Source organism: Agrobacterium sp. NPDC089420, assembly GCF_044900305.1.
In the GTDB taxonomy this organism is placed as follows: domain Bacteria; phylum Pseudomonadota; class Alphaproteobacteria; order Rhizobiales; family Rhizobiaceae; genus Agrobacterium.
Map to the genome: position 1 here is coordinate 24,469 of NZ_JBJDMY010000010.1, position 16,979 is coordinate 41,447.

At 60.2% G+C, this 16,979-nt stretch carries 17 protein-coding genes; 11 read left to right on the forward strand and 6 right to left on the reverse strand.

All coding sequences use genetic code 11. The annotated features are described in order from the left end of the window. Positions 1 to 107: 107 nt before the first annotated feature. From ACI2KA_RS16225 to ACI2KA_RS16240, 4 genes are all read left to right on the forward strand, one after another. Positions 108 to 1,271 (forward strand): hypothetical protein, encoded by a 1,164-nt coding sequence (locus tag ACI2KA_RS16225; RefSeq protein WP_404503501.1) that lies wholly within the window; start codon positions 108 to 110, stop codon positions 1,269 to 1,271. Positions 1,272 to 1,324: 53 nt separating this feature from the next. Beyond that, the gene (locus ACI2KA_RS16230; RefSeq protein ID WP_404503502.1) at positions 1,325 to 2,488 is read left to right on the forward strand and encodes a DKNYY domain-containing protein; all 1,164 of its coding nucleotides are present in this window, start codon (positions 1,325 to 1,327) and stop codon (positions 2,486 to 2,488) included. A 95-nt stretch (positions 2,489 to 2,583) separates the two neighbouring features. After that, the gene (locus ACI2KA_RS16235) at positions 2,584 to 2,775 is read left to right on the forward strand and encodes a hypothetical protein (protein ID WP_142857998.1); all 192 of its coding nucleotides are present in this window, start codon (positions 2,584 to 2,586) and stop codon (positions 2,773 to 2,775) included. Between the two features lie 75 nt (positions 2,776 to 2,850). Further along, positions 2,851 to 4,785, forward strand: a complete 1,935-nt coding sequence (locus ACI2KA_RS16240; protein ID WP_404503503.1) for a DKNYY domain-containing protein — start codon at positions 2,851 to 2,853, stop codon at positions 4,783 to 4,785. Positions 4,786 to 4,826: 41 nt separating this feature from the next. Here the strand turns inward: ACI2KA_RS16240 and ACI2KA_RS16245 are convergent, their stop codons facing one another. Then, entirely contained in the window at positions 4,827 to 5,756 is a 930-nt protein-coding gene (locus tag ACI2KA_RS16245) for a hypothetical protein (RefSeq protein ID WP_404503504.1), read from the reverse strand. 135 nt (positions 5,757 to 5,891) lie between these two features. Next, entirely contained in the window at positions 5,892 to 6,437 is a 546-nt protein-coding gene (locus tag ACI2KA_RS16250; protein WP_404503505.1) for a hypothetical protein, read from the reverse strand. Positions 6,438 to 6,840: 403 nt separating this feature from the next. Here ACI2KA_RS16250 and ACI2KA_RS16255 point away from each other — a divergent pair, with 403 nt between their 5' ends. The 3 genes from ACI2KA_RS16255 (at position 6,841) to ACI2KA_RS16265 (ending at position 8,321) form a co-directional block, all read left to right on the forward strand. Then, complete coding sequence (locus ACI2KA_RS16255) at positions 6,841 to 7,278, forward strand: curlin (RefSeq protein ID WP_404503506.1); 438 nt, start codon at positions 6,841 to 6,843, stop codon at positions 7,276 to 7,278. A 62-nt stretch (positions 7,279 to 7,340) separates the two neighbouring features. Continuing rightward, positions 7,341 to 7,739, forward strand: coding sequence for a curli-like amyloid fiber formation chaperone CsgH (gene csgH, locus ACI2KA_RS16260; RefSeq protein WP_404503507.1), 399 nt, complete (start codon positions 7,341 to 7,343; stop codon positions 7,737 to 7,739). A 168-nt stretch (positions 7,740 to 7,907) separates the two neighbouring features. Then, a complete protein-coding gene (locus tag ACI2KA_RS16265) occupies positions 7,908 to 8,321 on the forward strand; it encodes a curlin (protein WP_404503508.1) in 414 nt (137 codons plus the stop codon). A 47-nt stretch (positions 8,322 to 8,368) separates the two neighbouring features. Here ACI2KA_RS16265 and ACI2KA_RS16270 read toward each other — a convergent pair whose 3' ends face one another. Further along, entirely contained in the window at positions 8,369 to 9,364 is a 996-nt protein-coding gene (locus tag ACI2KA_RS16270; RefSeq protein ID WP_404503509.1) for a hypothetical protein, read from the reverse strand. Between the two features lie 311 nt (positions 9,365 to 9,675). On the opposite strand from ACI2KA_RS16270, the gene ACI2KA_RS16275 reads away from it, so the two are divergent. Then, positions 9,676 to 10,002, forward strand: a complete 327-nt coding sequence (locus ACI2KA_RS16275) for a tetratricopeptide repeat protein (protein WP_404503510.1) — start codon at positions 9,676 to 9,678, stop codon at positions 10,000 to 10,002. A gap of 82 nt (positions 10,003 to 10,084) precedes the next feature. Here ACI2KA_RS16275 and ACI2KA_RS16280 read toward each other — a convergent pair whose 3' ends face one another. The 3 genes from ACI2KA_RS16280 to ACI2KA_RS16290 all read right to left on the reverse strand — a co-directional run bounded on the left by ACI2KA_RS16280 (position 10,085) and on the right by ACI2KA_RS16290 (position 13,831). After that, positions 10,085 to 11,875, reverse strand: coding sequence for an ABC transporter ATP-binding protein (locus ACI2KA_RS16280; protein ID WP_404503511.1), 1,791 nt, complete (start codon positions 11,873 to 11,875; stop codon positions 10,085 to 10,087). Positions 11,876 to 12,334: 459 nt separating this feature from the next. Continuing rightward, on the reverse strand, positions 12,335 to 13,324 hold the full coding sequence (locus ACI2KA_RS16285; protein ID WP_404503512.1) for a Bug family tripartite tricarboxylate transporter substrate binding protein: 990 nt from the start codon (positions 13,322 to 13,324) through the stop codon (positions 12,335 to 12,337). 177 nt (positions 13,325 to 13,501) lie between these two features. Beyond that, positions 13,502 to 13,831 (reverse strand): GCG_CRPN prefix-to-repeats domain-containing protein, encoded by a 330-nt coding sequence (locus tag ACI2KA_RS16290; RefSeq protein ID WP_404503513.1) that lies wholly within the window; start codon positions 13,829 to 13,831, stop codon positions 13,502 to 13,504. Positions 13,832 to 14,113: 282 nt separating this feature from the next. Between ACI2KA_RS16290 and ACI2KA_RS16295 the strand changes: the two genes are divergently transcribed. The 3 genes from ACI2KA_RS16295 to ACI2KA_RS16305 are packed head-to-tail and all read left to right on the forward strand — an operon-like array spanning position 14,114 to position 16,972. Then, complete coding sequence (locus tag ACI2KA_RS16295) at positions 14,114 to 15,265, forward strand: extracellular solute-binding protein (RefSeq protein ID WP_404503514.1); 1,152 nt, start codon at positions 14,114 to 14,116, stop codon at positions 15,263 to 15,265. Beyond that, positions 15,262 to 16,146, forward strand: coding sequence for an ABC transporter permease (locus ACI2KA_RS16300; protein WP_404503515.1), 885 nt, complete (start codon positions 15,262 to 15,264; stop codon positions 16,144 to 16,146). Before ACI2KA_RS16295 ends, ACI2KA_RS16300 begins: the two co-directional genes overlap by 4 nt. 1 nt (position 16,147) lies before the next feature. Next, positions 16,148 to 16,972, forward strand: coding sequence for an ABC transporter permease (locus ACI2KA_RS16305; RefSeq protein ID WP_404503516.1), 825 nt, complete (start codon positions 16,148 to 16,150; stop codon positions 16,970 to 16,972). Positions 16,973 to 16,979 lie beyond the last annotated feature (7 nt).

Genomic DNA, 16,979 nt, shown 5'->3' on the forward strand with positions numbered 1-16,979 from the left:
CCGCAACAATAAACTTTCGTGGACTAAAATCGAAAGTTGTATCGTTTCAGCATTTATTGCACGGTGGGGCAGAATTATCATATTGCCGATTTTCAACCGGGGAGCAGATGGTACGCGACGAGATATGCCGTTCTTTTGCCTGTGTGATTGTCGCCGCTTCGGTCGTTGTTACGATGTTCGCCGGAACCGGTTTTGCCCAGGATAACAATGGTGGCGTTCAAAATGCCGTCCCGGCGACGAGAACATTCGATTTCTCAGCGCCCGCCCTCAATCTTGAAGGCACAGTTCCCCAGGATGCTACGGTCGAAACCGTGCCAATGAGCCCGACGGAGCCCGGCACAATAGGGAATTTGAAGGTGATTGGAAAAATCACGTCAGGTTCGTCCGATCCGAAAATTGAAACGACCTTTGTCGGCTACGATCTGCAGGCACCCTCGGCAGCGTTCCGGATTTGCACTTACCAGGCAGACACGGCCGGATACACAACACGCGTCTCAAAGGTCGCATCGGACCTGACAGAAGCCATGCTTCTGGGCACCAGGGATGAAAACGGAAAACCAAATAGCGCGCTTATCAGCTATTGCTTCTCACGTGGAAAGCAGGTGCTGGGTATCAATTTCATTGTAGATGTCAGCAACGCCGCGGATGCCGACGCTGCTTATGATCTGGTCGTTCGAGCGGACAAATACGCTGCGGCGTTCATTGGCAGCCTTTCATGGGAAAATGGAGAGGAATCAAGCTTTGGACAGGAGCTGCAATCGGTTCCTGTGCGGATAGGCAACCGGCAAGTCACACTCCTCATCCCGAACCAATGGGAGATATCGATCAACGATTTTCACGGCCCGCTGCCGGCCGAGCTGCACATGATCCGGCGCAAGGGTGGAAAGGATGTCGGCCTGGTGTGGCTCTTCGTTCAGGAGATGGAGAAGAAACCCGACCTCGAAATGGCGGGAGCCACAATCGTGAAGGATTATTTTGTCAGGCAGACACCCGACACACATCCTCCGGTGCTGGTATCGAGCGAGGAGGACGCCATATTGGCGGAACAGGGAATCCCCGCGCGCATCTTCCGGTTTTCAGTAGAAAACAAAAATGCTCAGGACAGCGGCGATATCGAGGCCACCGTCATATGGCGGAATGGTCGCCTGCACGTCCTCACGCTCTGGTCAGCGTGGTCATCCGTTGCCGATAAAAACACGTTCTTCTCTCGTCTGCCGGGTCTTACTGTCTACGATATCGTGCGGCAGGCCATAGTAACGACGCAGCAGTAAGATCCTGCGACCCGGTGCGGGCAGGCCACCTGCAGCGCTCGGACAATGTCGATATGAGGAGTGCAGACGCATTGACTGAGCGATTTGATCATCAGGTTGGGTCCACTTCCGTACCCGTCATTCCCTATGACACATTCGAAGCCGCCGCTCTGTTCCTTGCAACGGGGCGCTCGCCGGAAGAGGTGCTGCCGAAACTCGGCCTGACAGGCACGGAATGGGATAGGCTGCATGACGCCTACAAGTGGTTTCCCCATTCATTGGGGGCTGATTCCAGACGACATTATTTCGGCGGGCTTGACGATGGCGCGATCTGCCGGCTTGTCCTGCCGCCGCGATGGCAGATGGAAGACGGGGACAAGCCTGATCTGCGCTCGACAGCCTTTGTTCGCGACACCGTGCGCCACAATCCGTATATCGGACCGTTTATCGATTGCGGCTGGCCCATGACATGGATCGCATCGCACCCCGAGGCGACGCTGTGCTCTTATACCCACGATGGTCGCACCGTATATTTCAACGGCGAGCCGCTGGCTGACCGTAACGGCAACCAGTTCGGAGTGGATGTTGCCAGCTTCAAGGCGGTCGGAGGGCGCTGGTTACACGACAAGGACCATGTGTATGGCCAAGGCAGGTATGGCGTATATCACAGGGCCTACTGGTTTGCGGTCGACGGGGCGGATGCCGCGACCTTCGAAGCGATGAACCTGCGTTATGCCCGCGATAAAAATCAGGCCTATTACATTACCGGCAAGATACTCCGAACCAAAAGTCCCGGGGCTTTCGAGATCATAGCCGATGTCAGGCTGAACTATCGTGACAACAGCTGCGACCTCCTTCACAATGACAGCCACACCGCACGGGACCGCGAGGCTGTCTATTTCTACGGTGCCCGCCTAAGGGGCGCAAAGCCCGAAGGGTTTCGACACCTGGGGCATGGCTACGCGAAGAACAATGAAAAGGTCTGGTATCTCGACGAAAAGAAACTCATCCAAGGCGCAGACGCGGCGACCTTCACAGTGCCCGGCCCTGGAGAACCTGATGTGAAGGGCCTCACAAGCGGCCATGTCGTCTCCGACCGCCATCGTCCGTATGTTCGCGGTGAAGCGTGTGACCCGATCGAGTGGTTCGAGGCCTGGCGACCGTTCTTCGAGGAGAGACCGGATATCAGGGACTGGTGGTGGCACAAGATCGAGAAGGCCTTTGCAGCTTCAAGATGAGTTCGGCGGATCAGCAGGAACCTTCCGCAATGGGGGGACAATCAGCATCTCAGGGTGGCCCTCGGATTCGACCAGAAGAACGCAGGAGTGCATCAATGAAAATCAATATGACCAAGAGGGAAGCGATGTTCCTGTTTTTGCCCTTGTCAGCGCTGGCGACCACGGCCGTTTCCTGGCTGGCTGGCGTCTACAGCTTCTCCTGGTTTGTAGGTATTTTCGCTATTTTCGTTGGTGGGAGAGTGTTCATACGCAACCATGTAACCATTACCGACAGAGACGAAAAATAAGGCAAGATAGACAGGCGGACAGGCTGGGAACCACGGCCGGCATTGACAGCGTAGATCGGAGCGGACTTGAGCGGAATGAAGCTGACTGAACTTTTTCCCCTGCCCTATGCCCATTGGTATGCGGCCACTCTTTTTGCCGAAGCTGGATATGCTGCGTCGCAGATATTCGATCGTCTCAGCATCGACCCCGCGCGCTGGCGACAGTCCAGGGAGCGCTATGGCCAGCTCCATTACGCCAATACAAGTTGGGTCGCGGCTGCGTTCGGGCGGCACGGGCTTCCCGAGCCCGAACAGGATCGGGCGCTTTTCCAGCATCTGACAGCGAATGACGGTGTCGGCCAGCCCGTAACAGAACCGTTCAGCATGCGCAGTGAGCTTGCGGTTTTGCGGCGCGCAGTCGAAGCCAATCCCCGTATCGGTCCCTTCGCAAATGTCGACTGGATCGCGCATTATATCGGAGAAAGACGCTTCCCGACCATCCGCTATGTCCACAATGGCCATCAGGTCCATGTCGACGGCGCACCGATCCGCAACCGCAAGGGCGTCCCGCTGGCCGGGATCGACCCCTTCACCTTTCGACAGCTCGGTGACCGCTGGTTTTGCGACGACGGACATGTCTACGGCCAGGGGGAGACGCCAACGAAGCTTTTCTGGTTCATAGCCCGTGGCGCCGATCCGGACAGCTTCACCGTACTGAACCAACGTTATGGCGCCGACAGGGCCGCCGGTTATTACATTACCAACCTGCGCCTTCCCACCGAGGAGCCGGGTACATTCGGGATCGTCGGTTATTATTACGGCAGGGGCCAGAAACCGGGTATCCATATCGAAGAGAGCCACTACGCAAAAGACAGCCGCAAGGTCTATGCCTACGGCGTCGCGATAGAAGGCGCGGATGCAGCCAGTTTCCATTCCATCGGCGACGAAGGCAGATATTTCGCCGACAGCAAGCATATCTATTGGCAGAAGAGCCCCGTTCCCAATGCGGACCGCGAGAGCTTTGTCTGCGCGTCGGAAGCGGGCCAATATCGCGCTTACGACAAAGAGAGACCCTATTATGCCGGGCAACCTCAATCCGTTTCGGCTGAATTCGAGCCCTGGAGCGACTATTTCGACGCGCATCCGGAGATCACCGACAGCTGGTGGCATCGGGAAAAGGCGCGGAGGGCAGCAAGCCCGGCCATCGTGGATGAGCCGGTTCCGGTCGGCGGCCCCTATTATAGCGACGGAAGCAGGGTACTGGTGAGGCCACAACGCCCGCGGGACAGCGAATGGGTATCGCTCGATCATTTCGACCACGACAGTTTTCGACACATTATCGATGTATTTGGACGGGATCGACATGGTCTTCGCTATTTCTCACCCGGCCTTGAGCGCTATGGGCATGAGCCTGTGAAGGGAGCCGATGCGGCAAGCTTCGAAAAACTCGACGGCTCCTGGTTCAAGGACAAGCGGCAGGCCTATTACATTGATAGCGAGGCCCCGATGCCGGAGCTTGCCGTCGTAAAGGCCGATATGGCGAGCTTCGAAGTATTGGGCGGCGCCTATGCCCGCGATGCGAAAGGGTTGATCGTTGAAGGCGTGCGCAAGCGCGGCATCGACAATCCCGCAAAAGTGGAAGCGCTCGGCCGCTCATTCGCCCGAATGGGCGACGTTCTGCTTTATCGCGGCAAGCCCGTCACCAGACCCGGCAAGGTCGACCCTGCCACGGCGCGCGGTGTCCATGACCAGCTTCTGATCGATGCAAATGGCGAGATGCTGTTCGGCGGGAGCTATCGCAAAAAGATTCCGGGAATTGATCCCATCACCCTGCACTTCCTCAACCGCGTATTCGCAGTGGACGCCCGGCATGTTTACGCAATGACCGATACCGGACTGCTGCTGATGCCGGATATCAATCCTAGCGAAGTCCAGGCTGCCGGCCTTTACGCTATCCGGGTCGGCAACACGAAGTTCCATATTTCCGGCGGCACCATGCGGCAGTCCTCATTTGAGGAAATGAGCGGATAAATGGTCGCCACCCTGTCGACCGATATTCAACGGCAGCCCCATCAATAATGGAGGGCAGCGCGTGTAGGAGCTATAGCTGTAAAGCGTGCGGCGCTGAAATCATGAAGGCACCGGAGCGCGTCTTGCAACTTGTCGGCGCGAAGTCGAAAATCGCTCTTTGCAAGCCGGTAGAGACATCCACCTCGCGCAAATACCAGATCACCACCGTCCCACTCGGCCCAATCCGTTTCCGGCAGGTCAAGGAGCAGCATTCCGTCCCGATCAAGCACACGGTAATCCAGCCCGTACCACGCCTTCTGGCTGCGACCGATCGAGTGGAGAATCATCTGAAGCCGCCGGCCATTCGCGCCCAGCTTTTCGAGAACACGTGATTTGCTGAAGCTGTAAAGGGCCGAGGCATTCAAACCATTGGTCTGACCCTCGCCATGTTCAGCCACCCGCCAGCCCTCGCGCTCACGCATATAGCTATTGACGGGCTCGTCCTCTCCCCGGCCCGACCATTCTCCGCACGGTTTGACGTGCATCCCCCGCTTCAGCCTGAATCCTTTGGCCAGCTGGAAGCTGACATCATCGCCGATTGAATGATTGAGAAGCAGCGTTTTCTCGCTTTCGAAAATACCGCCGCCGCCCCAGGCGTCCCCCTTCGGCCACAGCGCCAGGGCCGTAAAGAATGGAGGCTTCGATATGGCCGTCCAGCTTCCGTATGGCGCGCGGTTGGTGGCAGCGAAATAGACCAGCAGCTCACCGGATGGAGAAAGATCGCAACGTCTTTCGTAAATCCGCCCTTTCAACCATTGCCCATGTTCAAACGTATCGTTGCGCAGGTCCCAACGAATGAGCTGCACCTGACGGCTTGGCCCACGGCGAAATATGACACCTGTTCTCGCCGACCGCGCCAGGATCGCATATAGTCTCGGCGCAGCGGGCACGCCGGCTTTCTCCGGAGCGGGATTACCTGTCTCGACGGTCAATGGAGCTACACCCTTCCGACAAAATTTCCGCCATTATAACTGCCTCGACACCGCCGTCGACCACGGATGCCTCGACTGAACCCGCAACTCATAAGGCAACAACCGTGGTAACGAAGAGGAATAATGTCACCGACCTCATTTGCTGTCCTGAATAAAGGCTTCAATTGCAGCTTCCGACAACCCGATAATGCGGCCGGCAGCAAATCGCCGCACGGAAACGGCGCTTTTGTCACGGTTTTCGAAAGCCAGATCAAAAGTAGAAGAAAATATCCGTGCCCATCCCTCATCATACAGGGCACCACCGACGTGGATTATGCTCATCGATGGCCAGTCGACCTGTTGTCGGGTCTCCGGGTCAATGACCATGGCACTGCCGACACGAATCTCCCGTGTGACAAACATCCCAGACGCATGGCCTGAAACGGGTTCCAGCCGGAAACTATAGGCGCCGCCCTCGGGATAGACGAGTTCTACGATCGACGCCGGTGAAGAAACTTTAACCCGGAATTCTTTTTCGTAAGCATTCGCTCTGCCTTCGGTCTCCAGCAAGCGCCAGTCGCGGCTGGAAATCGGCCGGGCGGCAACGATAACTGCACCACCCTTTGTAAGCATCGGCTCGTCGACAGCGATACGCAAACGGGTCGATAGCTGCTGTTCGCCCGCATGGCCGATTGGGCTCAAGGCCGCAATTCCAGCAACCAAAGTAGCTAGACCGATAAATACCTTAGTCAATAAGCCTCACGGTCCCGTCAAAAGCGATCTAAGTCCGCAGCCATATCATCGTCGATCACTAACACCGCAGCAAGCCTGAAGAATTTCCCGGTTCTTGCTGTGATCACCATGACAGGTTGGCTGCGGCCACGGGATCCGGCATGGCAAGCGGGCTGTTCTCGATCGCCGATCGAGCGCGGCCGAAAACAATCGGCAGAGCGTCACCCTCAAACTGGCTCCTTGAAAACCACGACGCGGGCACGCTCCCCGCCAATGAACCCCGACTGAATAATCTCTTCAGCTTCCGTTCCAGCGGGACCGTCTAGAACAAAGACGTTCAACCGCGGTCTTATCCGCCTGAGGAGACACAGTCATGATCCGGAAGTCTTTCATTGCAAGTGCACTCGTCGCTCTCGTTGGCATCGCCGCCACGGCACCCGCCATGGCCAATGATGTGCGCATCGAACAATATGGCTGGTCCAACTCTGCCGGTGGCGCGCAGGAAGGATATGGCAACCGCATCCGCACCTATCAGAACGGCGGTTACAACCGGATTGTCGGCCACCAATATGGTCGCCACAACCTTTCGGCAGTCGGTCAGGAGGGGCATGACAATTACGGATCCTCCTATCAGAACGGCAGCCGCAACGTGGCGGGTATCGGGCAGTTCGGTTCCAACCACACCACAATCCTTACCCAGGACGGCAATGGCAACATCGCCGCCGGTGTTCAGGTGGGCCGGGGCTGCAGCGCCAATGTCAGCCAGGGCGGCAACGACAATGTTGCAGCCTTCGTGCAGGCCTGCCCTTAATTAAGCAGCCACGCGCGATGATGTGAAACGGTGTTGAGATCAGATCATCAGGGAGACTTGCCATGCCCGATAACATCAGACATCCGCGCCGCCTGGCGGCGACCCTTGCCCTGGCGCTGCTTCCCTTCGGCGCCGTTGCGGCCATGTCGACCGTAAAAGATACGACCGATGCAAAGCTTTGCGAGATCAGGGCAACACCGCAGGCCGGCATGGTGAGGCTGGAGGCCATTGCGAAGGGTGAAGCCGAAGGCGGCGGCACCTACACCTTTCACGTCGAAAAATCAGGAAACGGCGGCCGCTCCGCCATCAATCAGGGTGGCGACTTCGAGGTCGCTGCCGGACGATCGCAACTGCTAAGCTCGGTGACGCTGGATGCAAATGGAGCCCGCTACAGGGCGGTGCTGGATCTGGTGATCGATGGCAGGACTTTCAGTTGCACCAAGCAGGTCGGCGGCGATTAAACTCCCGGCATGTCGTGGTTTTTCCATCAGAAAGGGCGCCGGTTCGGGCGCCCTTTTCTTGATCGTGCCGGAACGACTGAACGACATGTGAATGGGCAATTCCGGTCGGGTTCAGTTGCGGAATGCGACAGTGGATCATCGGCAAGGCGCTGACAGATGGAGATCAGGATGACCCGCAACGTATTGAAACTTCTCACCGTCACTCTGCTTGTCGGCGCCCTTGCGCCCGTTGGATTTGCAGCGCCCGCGAATGCCGGGGGACGGATCTCCTTCAGCCTTGCGCCCGGCAACGCGGGAGACGGGGACCTTCTTTCAACCGGGCTGCGCGCCTATTCGCTCTACCGCGGCCTGAAGGATGCCGACATCCGGCAGCTCGGCCGAGGCAATGCGGCGGGCATTGCCCAGAATGGCGGCGGCAATCTCGGCTTCATCCGGCAGCGGGGCGACGGTCACGCCGCAACCTTGCAGCAGAATGGCAGCAACAATGCCTATGGTATTTTCCAGTATGGGCGCAACACGCAGACCAATGTGATTCAGGATGGCGATAACGGCAGCGGCGTGACCTTCAGTTACGGTTGGTGAGGCCGTCCCGGCGCGGATTATCTCACGGTGTTTCGGCTGGAGCGGGCTCAATCCGCCAAAGTGGCGAGAACCTTTCCCTCTCTGCTCTGCACGAGGCTGCCGGACGATACCGGCCGGGGATCAGCGTCGGGCTGAGGCGGGGTAAGCAGCCATGCGGCCGGATAGTCTTTCCGAAGGTGCCGCGGATTATAACGGACATGGGTTCCAGCCGCGTGGCGGCGGGTTCCGAGCGTTGCCTCCCTTGACAGGACTGCGCCCTTGATCTCGTGGAGTTTCCGTTCGCCATCAAGGGCAAGCGTCGCATCGGAGAGATCAAAACTGTCGATGTGAACGGTCCGCCCTTCCGGCGTGTCGAGAACCCATCTGTCTATATCGACGAAGCCGTCGATAGAGACATTGCCGGTGGAGGCGCGCAGCGCCGTTCCTTCTGGCAAGGCGATGCCATCGACGGCATTGCCATCGGCAAGAACACATCTGCTGAAGGCGGATATGCCGCCATCGGCTTGCAGATCGAACTCCACCGGCCGGGTCGCGTCGCAGCGCCAGCCGCTCTGCATGGTTACGCCATTGCCGGTTATCCGCATGTTTTCCGCAGTGAAGCCAACCGTCTCGTAGTTATCGTTGGTTTTTATCGCGATATAGCGGGCGATCTCGACGGCATCGATATCTGCAACGCGCACGGGATGCGGAAACACCGCTCGGCTGAAGGCATCCCTGGTATCGGCAACGGCCAGCTCGAGTTTCGTGCCCTTGGGCATATCGATCTGTCCAAGCCGCGTCGGCTCCAGCAATTCGGGCCGGTAGCTCGCCGCCCTCTCCCTGTCATAGGCCCGCATCTCAAGACAAAAATCAGCGATCTGCCACAGGGTGAAAACGGCGATGGCGGTCACCAGCCCAAAGGGCAGGATCGCCGGGCGCTGCCAGCGGCCGCGCGCATATCGAAACAACAGTCCCAGGGTCCAGATGGACCAGACCAGGGTCGTGCCAAGAAGGAGGGCGACGAGAAGCAGCGCTTCGACGGACGGGAGTGCGACAGGGATCATGCGAACCAATGGCCTTGGGCGGATCGTTTCCGATCCCGGAATATCCCGGAGCTTTAGCGCAGAAGAGGTGTTTTCTTCAACTCGCGAATTGCGATCCATGCCGCCCGAAAGCGCAAGGCGCCGCTTGACGACATATGGAAGCCGGTTGCGTCGAACCGCCTATCGAGATGAAGCGCCTTCTCGCGGTAGCCCGTATATTCCCCGTGAGCAGCCCGGGATTTATCCGGCAATCTGCCAATCCTCGCTTGACCTCAACCGCGCTTGATACCGTAGCGATTTGCAGGCTGCCTCACCATTGCAACGGAAAGACGATGATTCAAAAGCTCCTTAAAATGCTGGAAGACGGCAGGGACAGTCCGCTCCTGCGCTTTTCGCTCGCCAAGGCCCTGATCGCCGCGCGGCGATTCGACGAAGCCGCGCAGCACCTGCGCGACGCCATTCGCCAGGACCCGGATTATTCGGCGGCATGGGCGGCACTGGGTGAATGCCGGAAACGTCTGGGAGACGACGAAGGCGCCGTCGCCGCGTGGACCGAAGGCAGCGCCGTCGCCCTGAAACGCGGCGACATCCAGGCGAAACGGCAGATGGACGTCCAGCTTCGACGCGCAGGATCGCGCGGCCACAAAGGCGTCAGCTAGAACATTTTCCGGCAAACCGAAGCCCGGTTCTCCGGCCGGCAAGGCATGGACGATGCCGGAGCACAGCTCCGGCATCGTCTTTTCAGGCCACCAGCCCCTTGGTCAGTTCCAGCGCCTGCCGTTCGAACAGCCGGCGATAGATGCCGTCGTTGAGGCGGATGAGCGCCTGATGGTCTCCCTCTTCGACGATCTTGCCCCTGTCGAACACCAGCAGCCGGTCCAGCGCCCTGACGGTGGAGAGCCGGTGCGCGATGACGAGCGTGGTGCGGCCCTCCATCAGCCGTTCCATGGCCTGCTGGATCTGCACTTCGCTTTCGCTGTCGAGGCTCGATGTGGCCTCATCCAGGATCAGCACCGGCGCATCCGCCAGGAAGGCGCGGGCGATGGCGACGCGCTGGCGCTCCCCGCCCGAGAGCTTGACGCCGCGTTCGCCCACCATGGTCTCATACCCCTTGGGCAGGGACATGATGAACTCATGGGCGCTGGCCTGTTTCGCCGCCCGCTCGATTTCCCGTCTCGAGGCGTCCGGCCGGCCATAGGCGATGTTTTCCGCCAGCGTGCGGTGGAACAGGATGGGTTCCTGCTGCACGATGGCGATCTGGCCGCGCAGGCTCGATTGCGTGACATCGGCGATATTCTGCCCGTCGATGCGGATTGCCCCGGACCTGATGTCGTAGAGGCGCTGGATGAGCTTGACGAAGGTCGTCTTGCCCGAGCCGGAATGGCCGACCAGCCCCACACGCTCACCCGGCCTGATGGTGACCGAGAAGTCGTCATAAAGCGGGGTGGGATGCGCGCCATATTGGAAAGTGACGTGATCGAAGACGATCTCGCCCTTGCCGATATCGATCCGCCCGGCATCCGGCCTGTCCTCGACGCCAAGCGGCATCTTGTCCAGCAGCACCAGCTCTTCCATGTCGTTGACGGCGCGTTGCAGGTTGCGGATATGCTGCCCGACGTCGCGCAGGTAACCCTGCAGCACGAAGAACATGGCGAGCACGAAGGTGATATCGCCCGGCGTCGCCAGCCCCTGCCGCCACATGATGAGGCCGGTGCCGAGAATGCCGGCCTGCATGGACACCATCATGAAGCTCTGAATGGTGCCGTTCAGCGTGCCGCGCCACCAGGTTCTGCGCGTGCGGTTGTCCCATTTCACCAGCACATGGCCCAGCCGCGTCTCTTCACGCGTCTCCGCCCCGAAGGCCTTGACGACCGCGTTGCAGCTGATGGCATCCGCCAGCGCGCCGCCAAGCCGGGTGTCCCAGGCATTGGCAAGCCGTGCCGCCGGCGACACGTAGCCCATGGAAAGACCGACGGTGACACCGACATAGATCAGCGAACCCAGGCCGACGATCAGGCCCATGACCGGCCAGTAGCTGCCGAGCACGATGGTGGCGCCGACCAGCATTACCAGCGACGGCAAAAGGGCGACAAGCAGCAGGTCGTTCAGCGAATCCAGCGCCCACATGCCGCGCGTGATCTTGCGCACCGTCGAGCCGGCAAAGCTGTTGGCATGCCAGTCCGTGGAGAAACGCTGCACCTTGCGGAAACCGTTATTGGTGACATCCGCCATGGTTTTCAGGGTCAGCCTGATGATGCCGTTGAAGATGAACCAGCGCAGCACGACGCTGGCAAGACCCAGCGCCACCACGATGACGAAGGCGCGCAGCGCCTGATCCGCCCCGTTGCCGCCGGCAATGGCATCAACGATCTGGCCGGAGAAAACCGGCACCATGACTTCGGCCAGCGTGCTGGCAATGACCAGCACGATGATGAAACCCACCAGCCGCGGCCGGTGGCGCCAGTGGTGAAAAACAAAGCCGAGCACATGACGATAGGCATCGGCGCGGAAATCGAGCTTCTTGCGAGTCATTTTAACCAGCACGGCGCCAAAAACGGCAACCGGTCCTCAAAAAACGAAGTTGGATGGCACAGCCCGGGCAGGAGACGAAATCATCCCGTCAGATCAATCGGGCTATGAGGGACAATAAAACCGCTTGTCGGGCGCGCGCAGGGCGGGCCGCGAATGGATATGACCTAGTGGCGGGTCATTCCCTGCGGGAGGATTTCGGTGGATGATGGTGTCATGCAACGCCTCCCTTTGTTCGATCTGATGCGGTGATGGTTTTTGTAGCTGAGCTATTCGAACTTGCCAAGCGGGTTTCTGCAACCTGATGGCAAGTGATGCGGAAACGACACATTGGCCCGTGCGGATACACGCAACCTTGGCCGAAACCCCGCTGGAGCTTCGGCCAGGTTTTGCAGTCAGCATATGCGCCGCCCCGAAGCGGGATATGCAGCGAGGTATCGAAAACCGGGCTATTTGCGCCGATCAGTCCATCTGCACATTCGCCGCCTTGACCACGGGTTCCCACTTGGCGATTTCGGCGGCGACATGGCTTTTCAGCTCCTCGGGTGACGAGGCGACGACCTTGGCGCTGAATTCCGCCATGCGCGCAGCAACAGCCGGATCGGCAAGCGCCTTCTTGGCGGCGGCATTCAGCCTGTCGATCGCTTCGTCCGGCGTGCCTGCCGGCGCAAAGAGCGCGTTCCACGTGTAGGTTTCATAACCCGGCACGGTCTCGGCAATGGTCGGCAGATCCGGGAAGGATGAAGCGCGCTCGGCGGTCGTAACGCCAAGCGCGCGCAACGTGCCCGACTTGATGTGGCCGGACGACGACGGCAGATTGTCGAACATGATCGAAATCTGGTTGCCGAGAAGATCGTTGAGCGCGGGACCTGCCCCCTTGTAGGGAACGTGCTGCATGCTGACGCCCGCCATGGTCTTGAACAGCTCTCCGGAAAGATGCAGCGGGGTGCCATTGCCGGAAGAGGCATAGGCATATTTGTCCGGCTCGGCTTTCAGAAGCGCAATCAGTTCCGCGACGCTGTTGACGTTCAGTTTCGGATTGACGACCAGCACATTCGGCACCACCACCAGCAGGGAAACCGGGGCGAAATCCTTTTCCGGATCATAGGGCTTTGTCTTGAGAATGAGCGGGTTGAGGGCATGGGTGGCGACCGTGCCCATCAGGATCGTGTAGCCATCGGGCTCGGCCCGGGCGACGCGGTCGGCACCGAGATTGCCGCCGGCGCCGGCGACATTTTCAACGACGATCTGATGGCCGAGCTCATCGCCCATCTTCTGCGCGATGACCCGCGCAACCACATCGGTGGAGCCGCCCGCCGCGAAGGGAACGACCAGAGTAATGGTGCGATCGGGAAAACCCTCGGCGCTCGCCGTCATTCCCAGCACGCAGACAGAAACCGCCGTGGCGGCAAGTTTCAACACCATGCGCCGTTTCGAAGACCGGTAATTCATGAACCCTCCTGTAACATGGCCTCCCCGCCATGCCGGCATAGTAGCTCAAATGCCCTTGAGAGCAAGCCGCGGACGACGCCGCCGGGAAACCGGCGCCGGGAGGGCACCGGGCGCAATGGTCAAAAGCCGTCGGCCCGACGGGACAGGCCCTCCCGATCAAGAGAGGGCCTTGCCTGATTACCAGCGATAATAATCGCGACGGTCGCGCCATTCACGATGTTCCCGCCAGTCGCGGCGTTCGCGCCACTCTCTGCGGGCCTGGCGTTCGCGCCATTCCCGGCGGGATTCCCAGCGGTCGCGCCTGTCCCAGCCACGCTCGTAACGCGGCGGTCCGTTCGGACGGCAATAGCCGCGCGGCGTCAGATGAAAGCCGCGTCCGCAGGCGTAGTCCACTTTCTGGATCTGCGATGCCGCAGGAGCGGACGGTTGACCAACAGGCATGGCGTTGGCGCCGGTGCCGAACAGAGCGCCGAAAATCAGTCCGGCGGTTAAAATCATCTTGCGCATCTTATCTCCCTCCTTGTGGGATGAAGCGATTTAGCGCCCTTGCCGGTGAACTGCGGCTGAATGAATCTGGGTGTTTTCGTGGCAAGCAGTGCCGGTGGCGGCGCTGCCGCGACCGGCCCGTATCCGTCAGGTGTCACGAAAGCGTTATATAAAGCCATTAGAAACGCCGCCGGCCGGTTCGAAAAATGCACGGCTGTGCAACGACCGGCCAGCGCCCGCCCGCCTCCCCCCAAGGGTCAGCGCTTGAACGTTCCATTCGCGCCGAAAACATCGGAGACATAGATGAAACGCCGCACCTTTATGATGTCCGCCGCAGGCGCCGCCGCCGGTCTCGCCCTTGCACCCCGCATGAGCTTCGCCGCGCCGGGCACGATCGACTGGTATACGAGTTCGGATACCAATATCCTCGATTTCTGGTCCAATACGATCAAGCCCGCTTTCGAAGCGGCCAATCCCGGCCTGAAGCTCAACCTCGTCGATGCCGGCGATGGTGCGGGCATCATCGCCATCGGCGAACGCGCCGTTGCCGCAAAGCGCACGGGCACCGATCCGCAGGCCGATTATTTCGAAACCGCCGATCCGCTGCTGCCGGCCGGCGCCATCGATGCCGGCATCTATGTCAACATGGCGAAGGCCGGCCTTTCGAATTATTCACGCGTCAATCCGCTTGCCCTCCAGGGGGAATACAGCCTGCCCTATCGCGGCAGCCAGGTTCTGCTCGCCTATGACAGCAGCAAGCTGAAGCCCGCGGATGCGCCGAAAACCTGGGATCAGCTGGTCAGCTGGATCAAGGCCAATCCCGGCCAGTTCGTCTATAACCGTCCCGACAAGGGCGGCTCCGGCGGCAATTTCGTCCGCCGCGCCATCCATCAGGCCAACGGTCTTGATCCCAAGGCCTTCACGGTCGACAACTATACCCAGGAAGCGGGCGACAAGGCTCTCGGCAAGGCGTGGGATCTGCTCAAGGACATCGCCCCGTCGCTCTATGACAAGGGCGCCTATTCCTCCGGCAACACGCAGTCGCTGCAGCTTCTCTCCCAGGGCGTCGTCACCATGACCCCGGTCTGGTCTGACCAGGTGCTTCAGGCCATCGACCAGGGTGTCCTGCCGAAGGAAACCGGCCTCGTCCAGCTTCAGGACCTGGCGCTGTGCGGCAATTTCTCGCGCGCTGTCGTGCTGGCCAACGGCGCCAATCGCGATGCCGCCCTGAAACTGGCCGATTTCGTGCTGTCCGAAGAAATCCAGGGCGCCATCCTCACCGAACTGGGCGGTTTCCCCGGCGTTTCCTGGGACTACGTGCCGGCCGAGCTGCGGGCACGCTTTGCCGACATCATCCCGCAGACCATTCCGACCTTCCCGGCCGGCAAATGGGAAACCGCCATCAATGATGGCTGGTATCGCAACGTCGCCCCGAACGTCGACCGCAAGTCGTGACCGAGGCCGCGCAGGGAGCGGTTCGCCCGCTCATCGACAATACGGCAGGCAGGAGGCCAGTGGGCCTCCTGCTCGTCGCCGTTCCCGTTTTCCTGATGATCTGGCTGGTGATCTGGCCCGCCATCAGCGCGATCGGCCGCACCGTCTGGCGCACCGGCGCGGATGGCGGAACGCGGTTCGATCTTTCGAGCTACGCCTTCTTCTTTTCGGATCGCTACAGCCTCGACAATCTCGCCGTGACATTGTGGACAACGCTGGTTTGCGCGGCGCTGCTGCTGGTGATCTGCCTGCCGATCGCCCTTTATCTTCGCTTCGCGCAGGGTCGCCTGCCGGCCTATGTGCAGGCGCTCGCCATCTTCCCGATGTTCGTGCCCTCCATCATCCTCGCCTTCGCCTTCATCCGCGTCCTGGGGCCTAACGGCATGGTGGACATATTGCTCAATGCGGTCGATCTGCCGAAGATGCGCACACCCTATCTCACACCCTGGGGACCGGTCATCGGCCTTGTCTGGGACAATATCCCGCTGACCGTCCTGATCCTGCTGGCGGGGCTCGGCAGCGTCGCCAACCAGTCCGTCGAGGCGGCGCGGGATGTGGGCGCCAATGCGCTTCAGCTCTTCTGGCACATCATCCTGCCGCGCATTTCCAATTCCATCCTCGTGGCGCTTTCCTTTTCGGTGCTTGGCATTTTTTCCTCCTTCACCCTGCCCTATCTGCTGGGGCCGGCCTCCCCGGAAATGCTCGGCCCCTTCATGCAGCGTACATTGCGCGAGGTACAGGACCCCATCGGCGCCATGACCCAGGCCGTCATCGCTTTCGGCTTCTGCATCGCCTTCGGCCTCTTTTACGTGCGCTCGGTCGCGCGCAACCAGGGCAAGTGACATGACCATCCTCGCACCGGCGCGATCGCGCATCGACTGGCCCGGCATCGCTTTCGCCAGCCTTCTCACCATCGTCATCGTCGGGCCGCTGCTTGTCGTCGGCACCTGGGCATTCACCGAGGTCTGGCGTTACCCCAACGTCATACCGCAGCAATTCGGCTTCCGCTTCTGGGGGCAGACGCTGGGGCGCGCCGATGTCTGGAATGCCCTGATGCTGAGCCTCCGGCTGACGACGGTGGTCACGCTGCTTTCGGCGCTGATCTGCCTTCCCGCCGCCTATGCCTTCGCGCGCATGCGCTTTCCCGGCCGTAACCTGCTGTTCTTTTCCTTCCTCGCCGGCCACGCCTTCCCGAAATTCGGGCTGCTGGTGGCGATTGCCGCCATTTTCCTGCAGCTCGACCTCATCGGCACCTTCTGGGGCGTCGTTCTCATCCAGCTCGTCGGCACGCTGATGTTCATGATCTGGATCCCCGTGGCGGCGTTTCAGGCCGTGGACCGGCGCATGGAAGAAGCGGCGCGAGATGTCGGCGCCAGTCCGCTGCGGGTGTTCTGGTCGGTGACATTGCCGCAGGCGGGGCCGACCATCGCCGCCGCCGTGCTTTTGAGCTTCGTCGGCACCTTTTATGAAACCGAAGGCGCCTGGCTCATCGGCGCGCCGGCCATCCGCACGATGCCCGTGTTGATGATCAGCTACATCAACAACCAGATGGTCATCCAGTATGGCGCGGTTCTGTCGGTCCTGCTCTGGGTGCCCTCCTTCATTGCCCTCATGTTCGCCCGCCGCGTCATCGGCGGCGGCGCATTCGCCCGCGGTTTCGGCGGTTAGGAAATCA